The sequence below is a fragment of the Stutzerimonas stutzeri genome, from assembly GCF_024448985.1.
Classification (GTDB): domain Bacteria; phylum Pseudomonadota; class Gammaproteobacteria; order Pseudomonadales; family Pseudomonadaceae; genus Stutzerimonas; species Stutzerimonas stutzeri_AP.
Window position 1 is genome coordinate 34,897 of the sequence record NZ_JAMOII010000007.1, and the last position, 14,394, is coordinate 49,290.

12 protein-coding genes are annotated in these 14,394 nt (G+C 60.3%); 6 read left to right on the top strand and 6 right to left on the bottom strand.

Going from position 1 to position 14,394, the window contains the following annotated elements:
• Positions 1–46 precede the first annotated feature (46 nt).
• Positions 47–973 (bottom strand): DUF808 domain-containing protein, encoded by a 927-nt coding sequence (locus NA647_RS10460; RefSeq protein ID WP_256057625.1) that lies wholly within the window; start codon positions 971–973, stop codon positions 47–49.
• Between the two features lie 89 nt (positions 974–1,062).
• Positions 1,063–2,064, bottom strand: coding sequence for an AraC family transcriptional regulator (locus tag NA647_RS10465; protein WP_256057732.1), 1,002 nt, complete (start codon positions 2,062–2,064; stop codon positions 1,063–1,065).
• 170 nt (positions 2,065–2,234) lie between these two features.
• Here NA647_RS10465 and NA647_RS10470 point away from each other — a divergent pair, with 170 nt between their 5' ends.
• The 4 genes from NA647_RS10470 (at position 2,235) to NA647_RS10485 (ending at position 6,027) form a co-directional block, all read left to right on the top strand.
• Positions 2,235–2,552, top strand: a complete 318-nt coding sequence (locus NA647_RS10470) for an Mpo1-like protein (RefSeq protein ID WP_131650471.1) — start codon at positions 2,235–2,237, stop codon at positions 2,550–2,552.
• 223 nt (positions 2,553–2,775) lie between these two features.
• Positions 2,776–4,161, top strand: coding sequence for an adenylate/guanylate cyclase domain-containing protein (locus NA647_RS10475; RefSeq protein WP_256057626.1), 1,386 nt, complete (start codon positions 2,776–2,778; stop codon positions 4,159–4,161).
• Positions 4,162–4,233: 72 nt separating this feature from the next.
• Positions 4,234–4,995: a helix-turn-helix domain-containing protein gene (locus tag NA647_RS10480; RefSeq protein WP_256057627.1), complete on the top strand. Its 762-nt coding sequence runs from the start codon at positions 4,234–4,236 to the stop codon at positions 4,993–4,995.
• 138 nt (positions 4,996–5,133) lie between these two features.
• Complete coding sequence (locus NA647_RS10485) at positions 5,134–6,027, top strand: DMT family transporter (RefSeq protein WP_256057628.1); 894 nt, start codon at positions 5,134–5,136, stop codon at positions 6,025–6,027.
• A 19-nt stretch (positions 6,028–6,046) separates the two neighbouring features.
• On the opposite strand, the gene NA647_RS10490 is transcribed toward NA647_RS10485, so the two are convergent.
• On the bottom strand, positions 6,047–6,331 hold the full coding sequence (locus NA647_RS10490; protein WP_256057629.1) for a SelT/SelW/SelH family protein: 285 nt from the start codon (positions 6,329–6,331) through the stop codon (positions 6,047–6,049).
• Positions 6,332–6,404: 73 nt separating this feature from the next.
• Here NA647_RS10490 and NA647_RS10495 point away from each other — a divergent pair, with 73 nt between their 5' ends.
• Positions 6,405–8,585 (top strand): patatin-like phospholipase family protein, encoded by a 2,181-nt coding sequence (locus NA647_RS10495; RefSeq protein WP_256057630.1) that lies wholly within the window; start codon positions 6,405–6,407, stop codon positions 8,583–8,585.
• A 22-nt stretch (positions 8,586–8,607) separates the two neighbouring features.
• Here the strand turns inward: NA647_RS10495 and NA647_RS10500 are convergent, their stop codons facing one another.
• The 3 genes from NA647_RS10500 to recQ all read right to left on the bottom strand — a co-directional run bounded on the left by NA647_RS10500 (position 8,608) and on the right by recQ (position 13,560).
• On the bottom strand, positions 8,608–10,545 hold the full coding sequence (locus tag NA647_RS10500; protein WP_256057631.1) for a FimV/HubP family polar landmark protein: 1,938 nt from the start codon (positions 10,543–10,545) through the stop codon (positions 8,608–8,610).
• A gap of 299 nt (positions 10,546–10,844) precedes the next feature.
• The gene (locus NA647_RS10505; protein WP_256057632.1) at positions 10,845–11,282 is read right to left on the bottom strand and encodes a MarR family transcriptional regulator; all 438 of its coding nucleotides are present in this window, start codon (positions 11,280–11,282) and stop codon (positions 10,845–10,847) included.
• A 154-nt stretch (positions 11,283–11,436) separates the two neighbouring features.
• Complete coding sequence (gene recQ / locus NA647_RS10510; RefSeq protein ID WP_256057633.1) at positions 11,437–13,560, bottom strand: DNA helicase RecQ; 2,124 nt, start codon at positions 13,558–13,560, stop codon at positions 11,437–11,439.
• Between the two features lie 241 nt (positions 13,561–13,801).
• Here recQ and NA647_RS10515 point away from each other — a divergent pair, with 241 nt between their 5' ends.
• Positions 13,802–14,389 carry a YecA family protein gene (locus NA647_RS10515; protein WP_256057634.1) on the top strand — a complete coding sequence of 196 codons (588 nt, stop codon included), beginning with the start codon at positions 13,802–13,804 and terminating at the stop codon, positions 14,387–14,389.
• Positions 14,390–14,394 lie beyond the last annotated feature (5 nt).

Here is a 14,394-nt window from a genome sequence, read left to right on the forward strand (position 1 = left end):
GAAAACTTTACCTGGCGCAAGCTCGCACCAGTCACTTGATCTACGGTCAGGCCGCGTCGCCCTTCCCCTTGAACAGCCGGCTGCCGAACGTCACCGCAACGAATACCAGCCCGCCGACCAGGATGCCGAAGGCCGCATCCAACAACGTCGGCAGCAGTCCGGCCAGTACCGAACCGATATAGGGCAGCGCCACCGTGTGCTCGGCGCTGTTCTCGATGAAGTGATGAATCGCATTGATGCCATGGGTCAGGATGCCGCCACCGACCATGAACATGGCTGCAGTACCGATCACCGACAGCGATTTCATCAACCACGGCGCCATCATCAGGATGCCCCGACCAATCGTCTGAGCGACACCGCTCCGTTTGCTCAATGCCAGCCCGGCATCGTCCAGCTTCACGATGCCGGCCACCAGCCCGTACACGCCAACGGTCATGATGGCCGCAATGCCTATAAGTACTGCCACCTGTTCGGTAAAGGTCGCGGCTGCCACCGTGCCGAGGGTAATGGCGATGATTTCGGCCGAGAGAATGAAGTCGGTGCGCACCGCGCCGCTGATCTTGTCCCGTTCGAAGGCGACCATGTCGACACTCGGGTTGGCCAGCGCCTCGATCTGCTGCGCATGATGATTGTCGTCCCGATGCAGAAAGCGGTGCGCAAGCTTCTCGAAGCCTTCGTAACAGAGAAACGCGCCGCCCAGCATCAGCAAAGGCGTTATCGCCCAGGGAATGAATGCACTGATCAACAGCGCAGCCGGTACGAGGATGAGCTTGTTTCGCATCGACCCCTTGGCCACGGCCCAGACAACCGGTAACTCGCGGTCGGCTTTGACTCCCGTGACCTGCTGAGCGTTGAGCGCTAGGTCATCGCCAAGCACACCCGCGGTTTTCTTTGCGGCGACTTTCGTCATGACGGAAACGTCATCCAGAACCGACGCGATATCGTCTATGAGAGCAAGCAGGCTACTGGCCAATGTACAGGCATCCTTTTGGAGTCATGCGGCGTTTGCAGGTCTGGAAATTAAGGCCATCGCGTCGCCGCACAAGTTCCAGTGTCACGAGGTCAACGCCGCGCCCGGTATTCGCCCGGAGTCATGGCGAACCAGCGTTTGAACGCCCGAAAAAAGTTGCTTGGATCGGCGAAGCCCAGCAGATAGGCGATCTCCAGTAGAGCCAGATCCGGCTGCGCGAGGTATTGCTCCGCCAGTACCCGTCGAGTGTCGTCCAGCAACTGTTGGAAGCTCGTGCCTTCATCACCCAGGCGCCGCTGCAAGGTGCGCTCGGACAGATGCAACAAGTGCGCGACGGCCTCACGCCGAGGTTCGCCCTGAGGCAACTGGCGACACAGAACCTGGCGTACCTGATGAGTTACCCGACTGTCATTGAATCGCGCCAGGTATTCGCCGGCGAAACGGTCATGCAATTGCGCGAGTTCGGCATTGGCTGTCGGCAACGCGATGTCCAGGTCCTCGTGACGCATCAGCAGCCCATAACAGCCGGCGTCGAAGCGCAACGGCGCATGAAAGACGTCGCGATAGGGCTCGATGGCCTGAGGCGGCGGCCCCTGAAAATACACTTCCACGGGTATCAACGGCTTGCCTGTAAGCCAACGACAGAACGCAAGCATGCTTGCCAGCGAACCTTCGGCACTTTGCCGTGCCGGCGGCAATTGGTCGCCGTGAATCGCCAGCGTCAGCATGTGCCCCCTTTCGGTCGGAAAGAAGCGCAGATCAGCGCCTTCAGCAATGATCCGCTGATAGCGCACCAGACGCAGGATGCTTTCCTTCAAGGTGCTGCTGGACATCAGCGCGTAGCCGACCACGTGCATCGCGCCGGGGCGCATCACCTTCGCCAGATTGAGGCCGATCGCGGGATTGCCCGTCTCCTCAACCGCGCGCTGCCAGAGTCGGGTCATACCATCCTGGGCGAAGCGGGCGTCCGCATCGCTCAGAGCCGCGTAGTCCAGGTCCAGTTCGTCGAATAGCGCGCGGCAATCGACGCCATCCAGTTCCAGAGCCTGGACGATACTCAGAGCCCAGTTTGATGAAGTGGTACGTTCCGTGATCAAGCGACTGCCCCGACCTGGCCTGCAATGAAAGTTGCTATGCGGATGATGCCGGGCAGTTTCAACCGCCGACTCGCGGCGCACAAGGGTACTAAACTGGCACTCATGGTCAGTGGTCGAGAAGCTACAGCGATCTACACTGCGATGACCACAACGACAGGAGGTGCGGCATGAGCACGCAAACCGCCGAACGCTTTACCCGCTTTGCCGATTTCTATCCGTTCTACCTAGCCGAACACAACAACCGAACCTGCCGACGCCTGCACTATGTGGGCAGCCTGTTGGTGCTGGCGATTCTTGCCTACGCGTTGCTCAGTCAGCAATGGCTATGGCTGCTAGCAATGCCAGTGGCTGGGTACGGATTCGCCTGGATCGGGCATTTCATCTTCGAGAAAAACCGGCCAGCGACATTCCAGTACCCGCTGTACAGCTTTCTTGGCGATTGGGTGATGCTCAAGGACATGCTCACTGGCAAGATTCGATTCTAGCTGGCTGTGGAAAGCTACCTGCGTTGGCAATACTGCGTTTCCTCGGCCTGCTAGTGACGGCCACGGCTCAGACCCGGCCAACAACTGCCGTCCGTCACGGATTGGACAGGCGGTTTGGCGCAATGGTGGCGACTTGGTTATGATCGCCGGGCCAGCGCCGGTCGATGCGCTGTAGCTCAATGGCGCACGTTAGAGCGCCGGCATCTCTCAGGGACAGTAACCAATGTCAACCGTGACCGGTGAACGGCGTAACGGCCTCGCGACTCGCCCATTGCGTGAGTATTACGCCCGGGTTCTCGCCTATCTGGCTTGCGCTGCTACCCTCGCCGCCGGTGTCTATACTCAGCAGTTTGCGGTCGGTCTGTTGTGGATGGTGCCCTACACCCTCCTCTATCCACACTTCGCTTACCACCTGAGCTATCGCTTCAAACGCCAATACCCCGAGCAAACGTCGCAGACCCTTCTGGGCCTCGACGCGTTGAATGCGGGCGCGGGAATCGTGCTCCTTGGCGCGCTGGTGCCGAGCCTGATGATCCTGCTGACGCTGGGTTTCAGCGCGCTGGTGATCGGTAGCCTGCGCCATTTCCTGATGACTCTTCTGATGGTCGCCATCGGTTTCGGGTTGACGAGCCTGCTGATACCTCTGCGCTTCGGTGGCACGCCTACCATTCTGGTAACGACGGTCAGCATTCTGTTCACCACGCTGTATGTGTGCATCACGGCTTATTACGTGCACCAGCAAGGGGTCCGCCTGGCGCAGGCGCGCAGGGAGATCGAAGCCGAACAGGCTAAGGCTGCGCGCCTGGCCCGCAGTTTGGCCAAGTACCTGTCGCCTCAGGTTTGGGAGTCGATCTTCTCCGGCAAGCGCAGCGTACGGTTGGAAACGCAGCGCAAGAAGCTCACCGTCTTCTTCTCGGATATCAAGGGTTTCACCGAACTCTCCGAAGAACTGGAAGCCGAAGCCCTTACCGACCTGCTCAACAACTACCTCAACGAAATGTCGAAGATCACCCTCAAGTACGGTGGCACCATCGACAAGTTCGTCGGTGACTGCGTGATGGTGTTCTTCGGCGACCCGACCAGCCAGGGTGCAAAAAAGGATGCGGTTGCCGCCGTATCGATGGCCATCGCCATGCGCAAGCACATGAAAGTGCTACGCCAGCAGTGGCGCGCTCAGGGCATTACCAAGCCGCTGGAAATCCGCATGGGTATCAACACCGGTTATTGCACGGTGGGCAACTTCGGCGCCGACACCCGCATGGACTACACCATCATCGGACGTGAAGTGAACCTGGCCAGCCGCTTGGAGAGTTCAGCTGAAGCCGGAGAAATTCTGATCTCTCACGAGACCTATTCACTGGTCAAAGACGTGATCATGTGTCGTGACAACGGGCAGATCGCCGTCAAGGGTTTCTCGCGCCCCGTGCAGATCTATCAGGTAGTGGATTTCCGCCGCGATCTCGGTGCGACCAACAGCTTCGTCGAACATGAATTGCCGGGCTTTTCCATGTATCTGGACACCAATGGCGTCCAGAACTTCGACAAGGAACGCGTGATTCAGGCCCTCAACCAGGCCGCCGACAAGCTGCGCGACAAGATCATCATGTAGCATCGACGGTGCGGTGGTTGCGGTCGAGACCGCAGAGCCGCCGCCCTTCACTGGATGCAGTCGAGGCCATCGATGCCACCTATCCTTTCCCTGCGCCACTACAACTGCGACCAGATCGTCCACAGCCATCAGCACACCCAGCTGGTGTTCGGTCTGCGTGGACAGCTGGATTTCGAAATCAACGGGCGCGGGAGCCGTATTCAAGCGCAACGGCTGGCCGTGGTGCCGAGTGATATCCGCCATGCCTGCGGCAGCGCGGCTGGTAGCCATTGCCTGATACTCGACGTTCCTGGCGACGGCTGGTTGCAGCAGCGGCTTGGGCACCACTCCGAGCCCGGACGGCGTTTGCTGGAACAACCCGCCGCGCTGCACCTGAGCCCGGCGCAAAGCCAGCTGGTCAGCTGGCTGGCGGCCAGTCCGATCAATGATCCGATCATCGGTGAACAGGGCGCCGCGCTTCTGTTGGCCAGCCTCGCCAGCGGTTGTGAGCCAGTCGTTCAGCACGGCCCGCTACCCCTCGCAGCGCTCTACGCCCATATAGATCGCCATTTGGCGTATCCCCTGGAGGTACGAGATCTTGCGCGTCTGGCCGGTCTTTCCGTCCCACGCTTTCATGCGCGCTTCGTCAGCGAGACGGGCGTGACGCCCATGGAATTTGTCCGACTCCGCCGCTTGGAGCGGGGCCGAGAATTGCTAGTTAGCACTCGGCTGGCAGTAGGCGATATTGCCGCCCGGGTCGGATATGCCTCGCAAAGCGCCTTCACCGCCGCGCTCAGCCGCGCGTTCGGAACTACCCCGAAGGCACTACGCCGCGAGTCGCGCGACAATTCCTAATAGTGACGCGACAGACCGCTCGCTCGCCCCGGCCTTACCATGCCGACGTATGCAGATTCCGACAGCGCCAGCATCACGAGGCCTCATGAAAGACCGCCATTTTTGTTCGGCCAGACCTTCTCGCCCGAGCAGCAATCCATGACGCATCGCAACGCCTTGCTGGCCATTCACTTCGGCGCGCTGATGTTTGGCCTCTCCGGCGTATTCGGCAAGCTGGCCGAAAGTCAGCCGCTGGTGATCACCTTTGGCCGGGCGATGTTTGCCGTCATCGCCCTATCAATCGCAGCTTGTGTATTGCGTGCCGGCGGCAATCGGCCGAGCTTGCGTCAAGCGGGCGGCCTGTTGCTGGGCGGTTTGCTGCTGGGTGGGCACTGGCTCACTTTCTTCATGGCGGTGAAGATCGCTGGCGTCGGCATCGCCACCCTGGGCTTCGCCAGCTTTCCGGCCTTCACCGTATTGCTGGAGGGCGTGCTGTTTCGCGAGCGCACGCGACCGATCGAGTTTGCCATGGTGGGCCTGGTTTGCCTGGGGCTATTGCTGGTCACACCGGATTTCGATCTCGCCAGCGAGAGCACCGTCGGGCTGCTCTACGGCGTGCTTTCAGGCCTGATGTTTGCGCTGCTCTCACTGCTCAACCGCGCCGTCACCCGTGGCATCGATCCGGTACAGGCCGCGCTCTGGCAGAACGGGACCATCCTGCTCTGCCTGCTGCCCTTCAGCTGGACTTCGCTGCCGACCGTCCCGGCGCTGGATTGGCTATGGCTGGCGCTGCTCGGCGTATTCTGCACGGGGTTGGCGCACAGCCTGTTCGTGGCGAGTCTCAAGGTACTGAAGGCACGGACCACCGCTGTGATTTTTGCCCTCGAACCGGTCTACGGAATCGCGTTCGCGTGGTGGTTGTTCAATGAGCAACCGACGCTGCGCATGCTGGCCGGCGGCACGCTGATCATCCTCGCCACGGTCATTTCCAGCCGCCTGAAAGCGCCGGCCGCGCCACCCGCGGAAATATCCGTAGCGCCTCGCCGGCTCTGACATGGCACCGTCGCGGCGCTCATGCCCGGTCGTTATGCCCCAGATTCCGCTGCGGATCGATACAGTCGCGCACCCGCTGCTTCAGTACCTTGGCCTCAGGGAAGCCGCCATCGAGCTTGCGCTCCCAGATCTGTTCACCGTCGCAGCTGATGTGAAAAGTGCCTCCGGTGGCTGGCACCAGCGAAACCTTGCCCAGGTCGTCGGCGAAGGTGGACAAGAGCTCCTGTGCCAGCCAGGCCGCACGCAGTAACCACTGGCATTGCGTGCAATAGGCTATGACGATCTCCGGCTTTGTCGCGGACATAAGAGGCGCTCGGTAGCAGATGTGGACGCCTATAATAACGGCCCTTTCGCAGACCTCCCGTTTCGGTGTTGCCATGTCCCGCCTCCTGCTTCTGCTGATCCTCTTGATACCGCTAAGTGGATTTGCCGATACCCAACCCAAAACCGGCCTGGTGCTTTCCGGTGGCGCTGCACGCGGGTTGGCACATATCGGCGTTCTGAAAGCCTTAGAAGAGCACGGCGTGCGCATCGACGCGATTGCCGGCACCAGCATGGGTGCGGTCATCGGCGGGCTCTATGCGGCGGGTTACAGTGTTGAAGAGCTGGAAAAACTGGCACTCAGTCTCGACTGGCAACAAGTGCTTTCGGACGATCCACCGCGTCAGGATGTGCCCTTCCGGCGCAAGCAGGACGACCGCGATTTTCTGGTCAAGCGCAAACTGAGTTTCCGCGACGATGGCAGCCTCGGGTTGCCGCTCGGCGTCATCCAGGGCCAGAACCTCGCCCTGCTGCTCGAGCGTCTCCTGGTACACACCAGCGACACCCGCGACTTCGACCGTTTGCCGATCCCCTTTCGGGCAGTGGCAACCGATATCGCCAACGATAAGAAAGTCATCTTCCGCAGCGGCCATCTGCCCCAGGCGATTCGCGCCAGCATGTCGATCCCGGCGGTGTTCGCTCCGGTCGAGATCGAAGGCCGGTTGCTCGTCGATGGCGGCATGGTCGACAACATCCCGATGGATGTCGCCCGTGACATGGGCGTGGATCGGCTGATCGTGGTGGATATCGGCTCACCGCTGCAGTCTCGCGAAGAGTTGCTCACCGTTGTCGATGTGCTCAACCAATCGATCACCATGATGACGCGGCGCAATTCGGAAGCGCAGCTCGCAACGCTGCGCTCGGAAGATCTGTTGGTTCAACCAATGCTGGCGGGCTTCGGGTCCACCGATTTCGGTCGCGCGCGGCAGTTGATCGATGCCGGCTACCGAGCCGCCAGCGCGCTGGATGGCCGCCTGGCCGGCATGCGCAGCGAGAGCGGCGGCAACCTCGCGCTGAGCCTCGCACGCTCGGCCGAGCCGCGCACGCCGATGATCACGGCGGTGCGGATCGAGAACGACTCTAAAGTCGGCGACGCGGTGATACGTCGACATATCCGTCAACAGGTCGGCAAGCGGCTGGACCTGCAAGATCTGCAGAAGGACATGGGCACGCTGTATGGACTGGATTACTTCGAGCAGGTCGAATACCGCGTGGTACATGGCAATCCAGGCAACACGCTGGTCATCACTGCCCGTGAAAAGCGTTCCGGCACCGATTATCTGCGCCTGGGCATTAACCTCTCGGATGACTTTCGCGGCGACAGCGCGTTCAACATTGGTGCCAGCTACCGCAAGAACGGCATTAATGAACTGGGTGCCGAATGGCTGACACGTTTGCAGCTCGGGGATCGCCAGGAACTGTTCAGTGAGTTCTATCAGCCACTCGATGCCGGTTCGCGCTGGTTCGTCGCGCCCAACCTGTTCGCCGAGACGCAGAACGTCGAGTCGATAATGGATAACGACCCCATCGCCGAATACCGCCTGCAGCGGTATGGCTATGGTCTCAACCTGGGGCGACAAATTGCCAATAACGGCGAAATCCGCTTTGGTGTCGGCCAGGCATGGGGCGAAGCGGATGTTCGGGTTGGCGATCAGCAGCTGCCGGATTTCACCTTCGAGGAAGGCTACTATCAGCTGCAATATTCTTTCGACACGGTAGATAACGTCGACTTCCCCCGTGAAGGCGAAGACATCGGACTGACGTTGCGCCAATACGACCGCAGTCTCGGCTCGGACGATCGCTACCGGCAGTGGGAATTCAACCTCGACAAGGCCGTCAGCTTCGGTCTCGACACCCTGGTTTTTGGTGGCCGCTACGGACGCACGTTGGATGACGCGGAGATCGTCACCTCGAGCTTCCTGCTCGGTGGCGCGCGTCAACTGTCGGGCTTCCGCCAAGACGCCCTGTCCGGTCAGAACATCAGCCTGGCTCGCATGATCTATTTCCGCCAGATGACGCCACGCTCGTTTCTGCCGCTTGATTTCCCGCTGTATCTGGGCGCGTCGCTGGAGCGTGGCCGCGCATGGAACAACGACAACGAGTTCGATAGCGGCTATATCAACGCCGGCAGTGTTTTCATCGGTTACGAAACCCCGCTCGGCCCGCTGAATTTCAGCTACGGTCTGAACGATGAATCCGAGCACGCGCTTTACATGAATCTGGGACGCAGTTTCTGATCGCTGCGTCCTTCGAACTCGATCAGCCGATTTGCGCGAGCAACTCGCTGACCCGGCGCCGCTGGTGTTCGTCGCCGTCAGTCGCCAGGTTTTCGAGGATGATGCAGGCGCTTTCCATATCGCCCTGCTTGATATAAGCAACAGCTTGATTGAGGCGAACGAGATGCTCTGGATTCGCCATCAGCGCATGTATTTCCTCAGCTGACGGCGTTGAGGCGAGGTTACCGGCATCATCGACGAGCGACGGCAGCTTGCTGAGCGCAACAGTCTCGTCGAAGTCATCCAGCCAGGACTGCGAATCAATGGAGAGCACCTGATTTGCCTCGATCGCATGATGTTGCTCAGCGGGTACGGACGCCAGATTATCCAACGGCGCTACCGATGTCTCGTTCAGCACAAATGTTACGTCCAGAACCGGTTGTGACAGTACCGGCGTAACTGCGGACAAAGCAGGATGCTGCGCAAGTAGCTGCTGCAGTTGAGCTTGGCTGCCGCCGGCCTGGAGGTAGTTCACGGCGGCGGCGCCGTACCCTTCGACATCGCCGAGTTCCGCTAGAAGCGCCATGTGACGCAAGCGAAGATCCAGCTGTTTGGGTGCTCGTTCGATTCCGCGCAGCAGCACATCGAGCGCCTCATCACGGCGGCCATAGGTGAGGTAAATATCCGCAGCTTCGAGCACTTCTGTTTCGCTGACTGAAGCGTGTGCTGGCTGAAGCGGCATCTCCGCCGCGACTGCGGACACTTCAAGGGGCACAGCCGCGGGAGCAACCACCACGGACGCGGCTTGCGGCAACACGGCCTGCAGCTTGTTGCGACGTGCGAACCAGAGACCGCCAAGCAGCAGTGACGTCAGTACCGCACCACCCGGCAGCGCCCAGTCCTGCCACCTGAACGACACAACAGGTTCGGCTACGGCCTGTTCGGTAGCAATGGGCTCAGTGACCATCTGAGGCGCGACGTCCGCTACCGGCTCCGCCCGCTCAGCCTGCAACAAGACAGCAGCCTGGGCGCTCTCCTGCTCGGCCAGTTGAGCGCTGACCGCTTCGAGCTGAAGCCGCATATCGTTCAACATCTGCTTGAGTTGCAGATTTTCCGCACGCCCGGCTGCCAGCTCGTCTAGCAACTGCTGGCGCAAAATCGCGTCGTTATCGTCGGGCAGCACCGGATCGGTCACTCGAGATTCGAACGTAGATTGATTCTGAGCGATGGCTTCCACCGCCGGCTCCGCCTCGGCAGGCGCAATATTCTCAGCCGCAACCGTCTCGGCCGTATCTGGCAGCAACAAGAACGCCCCGGCGCTAAGACGCGCAGGATCACCGCCTGCAAAGGCGTCCGGATTCAGCGCCAAAACGTCTCGCATGAACTGCGACTGGGCACCCTGCGCACTGCCAGCGACGTACTGACCCGCAATCGTCCAAAGACTCTCGCCGCTCGCCACCCGATGACGCTTGCCCTCCGACGCTTCCGGTAGCTCTGCGGGGAGCACGGAATGCGCCGGTTCGGCGCGCACCGGCGAAGCCACGGCTTGCGAGACGACGACCGCCGCCCTGCTGTCAGCCTCCGGCGTACTGGGCATCGGATCGAGCAGAACCGTGTATTCGCGCAGCATCCGACTTTTGGCGCGAGTGATCTCTACCAGAAAATTAAGGTAAGGCTCACGAACGGGTTGGCTGGATGCGACTCGAATACGGCTACGGTTGCCGTCGATCACTGGTGTAAAGCTGAGGTTCTGCAAGAAGCCCACGCGATCGACCCCTACGCGGGCGAAATCGCTGCTGGAAGCCAGCACGACACGGATATCTCCAGCCGACAACTCGCCCACATCGAGCAGATCGATGTCTGCGCTCAGTGGTTGGTTCAGCGCGGAATGAAGCCTTATATCGCCCATTCCCAGCGCTGATGCCATGCCAGAAAAGATCGATAAGGCAGTGAATAACAAGACACGACGGTCTAGCGTCATAACATCTCCGGCAATGACTCAGCGCACAAAAGAGGCGCTGGCCTACTGTTCGATTGTTGAACTGTGAAGTGGTTATCGACGGAAACGGGAAAGATTGAGGCAGTTCGTCAGCTAACGTGATAAGGCATTATGCCATCATTGGTAAATACTAGCCTAGCGCCAAAAGACAAACGATGCCCGGCCCTTGTGCCAAAGAAATGGCCGGAATGAGTTAATCCAACGCAGCGGCCACCGACGCGAATGGCACCGGTACCACAATCCGCTGGGATTAGCGGGAAGAGAGAGTGTCGAGAGGGTCGTTAACGCTTGACCGTAACCAGGTTAGCGAGGATGCGCTCATGCACCTGCTGGCATTTACGCAGGTCCTCTTCATCGATGCCGTTGAAGAGCTCCTCCCGCACCTGAGTAGAAATCGCCTCGATCTTCTGAATCAAGGGATGTGCGGGAGCGCCAAGTGTGATGAGCTTGGCCCGACGGTCACCCGGTGCTGGCTTGCGGTGAACCAGCCCCTGCGCTTCCAGACTGTCCAGCAGTCTGGCCAGAGTTGGTCCCTCGACCGCAACGCTCTGCGCGAGCTCGCGCTGGGTAGGGTCATGATCAAACCGGGCCAAATGCAATAAAACCAGCCATCGGGCCTGAGACAGGCCAAGATCCGCTAAACGCCGATCCAGCTCGGCGCGCCAGCCACGCGAAAGTTGCGCCAGCTGCATGGCGAAGCGGTGTTGGTCAGGGTACATGGAGCGCATTCCGGTAAAAACTAATTATTAGCGAGCTAACCACAGCATCGGAATGCTGGCAAGGCTACCATCGGCGCAAGAACGTAACGCTGCATTACAGCCCACCTGCCGAGACCACAGGATGGTAGCGGTTACAGGCGCGCTCCAGACGCGATCAAAGCTCGAACTCAGCTTGCAGTGAAGCCCGGACGCAGAACAGCACGGCTTCTGGCACCCGCCCTGCAAAATGCTCGGCCACGGCAGCAACGGGAGGCAGCTCGCCTTCACCATCGAGGAAAGCTTCCTGGATCTCGCCTAACAAGTCCTCCGGAAGGTCCAGCGCCTGTTCCAGACTGAGCTGCTGCTGGCCTATCGCTTCGGCCAACATGGCGTAAACATTCTTTTCACTGCATTCGAGCTGTCGCGCGATCTGGGCCGGCGTCATGCCGGCTCGGGCCAGCGTGATGAGCTCATGACGGATATCGGCGGCTGACCTGACGGTGTTCGCCGTGCCTTGCAGGACCTCCAGAAACGCCTGGCCGTAACGCTCCAGCTTGCGCGCGCCGACGCCGCTGATACGTGCCATATCCGCTAGCGACGCTGGTTGGCTGCGAAGCATTTCCAGCAGCGTCGCATCCGGAAATATCACATAAGGCGGCACGCCATGTTCCTCGGCCAGCTTGCGACGCAGGGCGCGCAGCGCTTCCCAGGTTTCTCGCTCTTCACTGCGCACCAGCTGACTCGCCGCGCTGGCGGAGGGCTTCGTCGTCTTGACAGCCAGTTCGCGACGCAGCTCCAGGGTCACTTCACCGCGCAACAGAGGGCGACAGCTATCGCTGAGTCGCAGCCCGCCAAAACCATCGAGATCGACGTCGACCAGCCCTCGCGCAACCAGTTGGCGGAGTAGCGAGCGCCACTCGCCTTCCGATAACGCCTTGCCAACGCCAAACACCGATAGCTGCTGATGACCGAGGCTGCGAACCTTTTCGTTATCGCGCCCCAGCAGGATGTCGACTAGATGCCCAACACCGTAACGCTGCCCGCTGCGATAGATGGCCGACAACGCCTGGCGTGCAGGTTCGGTAGCATTCCAGGTCTGCACGCCATCCATGCAATTGTCGCAATGCCCACAGGGCTCAGGCATCTGCTCATCGAAGTACGCCAGCAGGACCTGACGGCGGCAGCGGGTTTCCTCGCAAAGCGAGAGCATGGCGTCGAGCTTGTGTTGCTCGATGCGCTTGTGCCGGTCGTCGCCTTCAGAGTTATTGAGCATCTGCTTGAGGAAGATGACGTCCTGCAGACCGTACGCCATCCAGGCATCGGCGGGTAAGCCATCACGACCTGCGCGACCGGTTTCCTGATAGTAGGCTTCCAGCGATTTAGGCAAGTCCAGATGCGCGACGAAACGCACGTTAGGCTTGTCGATGCCCATGCCGAAGGCGATGGTCGCGACCATGATCAACCCTTCCTCGTTGAGGAAGCGCTTCTGATGGAAGGCCCGCAGGTCATTCGGCAGCCCCGCATGGTAGGGCAACGCGGGAAAACCCTGTTCGCTAAGGAACGCGGCAGTATCGTCAACCTTCTTGCGGGACATGCAGTAAATGATGCCGGCATCGCCGCGTCGCTCGGCCAGGAAAGCCATCAGCTGCTTGCGCGGCTGCTCCTTGGGCACTATGCGATAGAAAATATTCGGACGATCAAAGCTGGAGAGGAAGCGTTCGGCCTTTTCCAGATGCAGCCGTTGAACGATTTCCTCGCGCGTGCGCTTGTCCGCCGTGGCGGTCAGCGCAAGGCGCGGAACGCTGGGGAAAAACTCGGCGAGCTGTCCAAGTTGCAGGTATTCGGGACGGAAATCGTGGCCCCACTGCGAAACGCAATGGGCCTCGTCGATAGCAAACAAGCCAATCTGCAAGCGCTGCAGAAACGCCAGCATGCGTGGCTGCACCAGCCGCTCGGGGGCAAGGTAGAGCATCTTGATTTCGTTGCGTCGCAGGCGCTCGGCGATGTCGCGCTGCTGCTCGGGACTTTGTGTGGAGTTGAGCGCCACGGCCGCGACACCCAGTTCCTCGAGCGTAGCGACTTGATCGTCCATCAACGCAATCAGCGGCGACACTACCACAGCCAGGCCGTCACGAAGCAGCGCCGGGACCTGATAGCAGAGCGACTTGCCACCGCCGGTCGGCATCAGCACCAGCGCATCCTCGCCGCTGGACACGCGCTGGATGATCGCACCCTGGTTGCCACGAAACGCGTCGTAGCCGAAAACATCTTTGAGAATGCGCTGTGCCTGATCGAGCATGCCGGTCTCCGAAACAAGACGCGCAAGTATACGCGACACGGACGCAGCCTTCAGGCCGAACACCACCACGACGCGATAGATAGTCGGACGGCAATATGGTTAGCGGAACTCCAACGCGGTTTTCATATCTCTCGAAGACGACGGGCAAAGCTGACTCAGCACCGCAGCGAACAGCGTGCGGTAGCCGGAGGCCCACGGCTCGTCTAGAATCACCGCTGTTCTCTTTCCAAGGTAGTCATCGATGTCATTCGCCGAGCAACTCGCCCGCCTGCAAGTGTTTCTGGATGCAGATGATCTGCACGAAGAGGCACTGGATTACATCGCCGCGCATGGCTACCTGACCGCCCTGTGCATCTGCTCGGAGCAGGTGCCGGAGCGTGAATGGATCGACGCGCTGTTCTCCGAACCGCCCAAATACGCCGACGACACCGAGCGCGACGCCATCGAAGCGACGCTAGTCCAGCTCAAGGCGCATATCGCCCGGCAACTGGCCAGCGATGAAGACATGGATCTGCCTTGCGAACTCGATCTCGGCGACGAGCCGGACGAGTCCGACCTGCGCGGCTGGTGTATCGGCTTCATGGAAGGCGTGTTCATGCGCGAGTCGGTTTGGTTTGAAGAATCCGAGGAAGAAGTCAGCGAGCTGCTCCTGCCGATCATGGTTGGCTCCGGCCTTTTCGATGAGCAACCCGAGTTCAGCGACATCGCCGAAGACCGCGATCTGGTCGACGAGATGGTCGCTCAGATTCCCGAAATCCTTACTGCGCTGTATCTGATCTGCCACGCTCCCGAAGAAAAGCCGGCGCTACTCAAGCCGCGCCGGCATTGACTCGC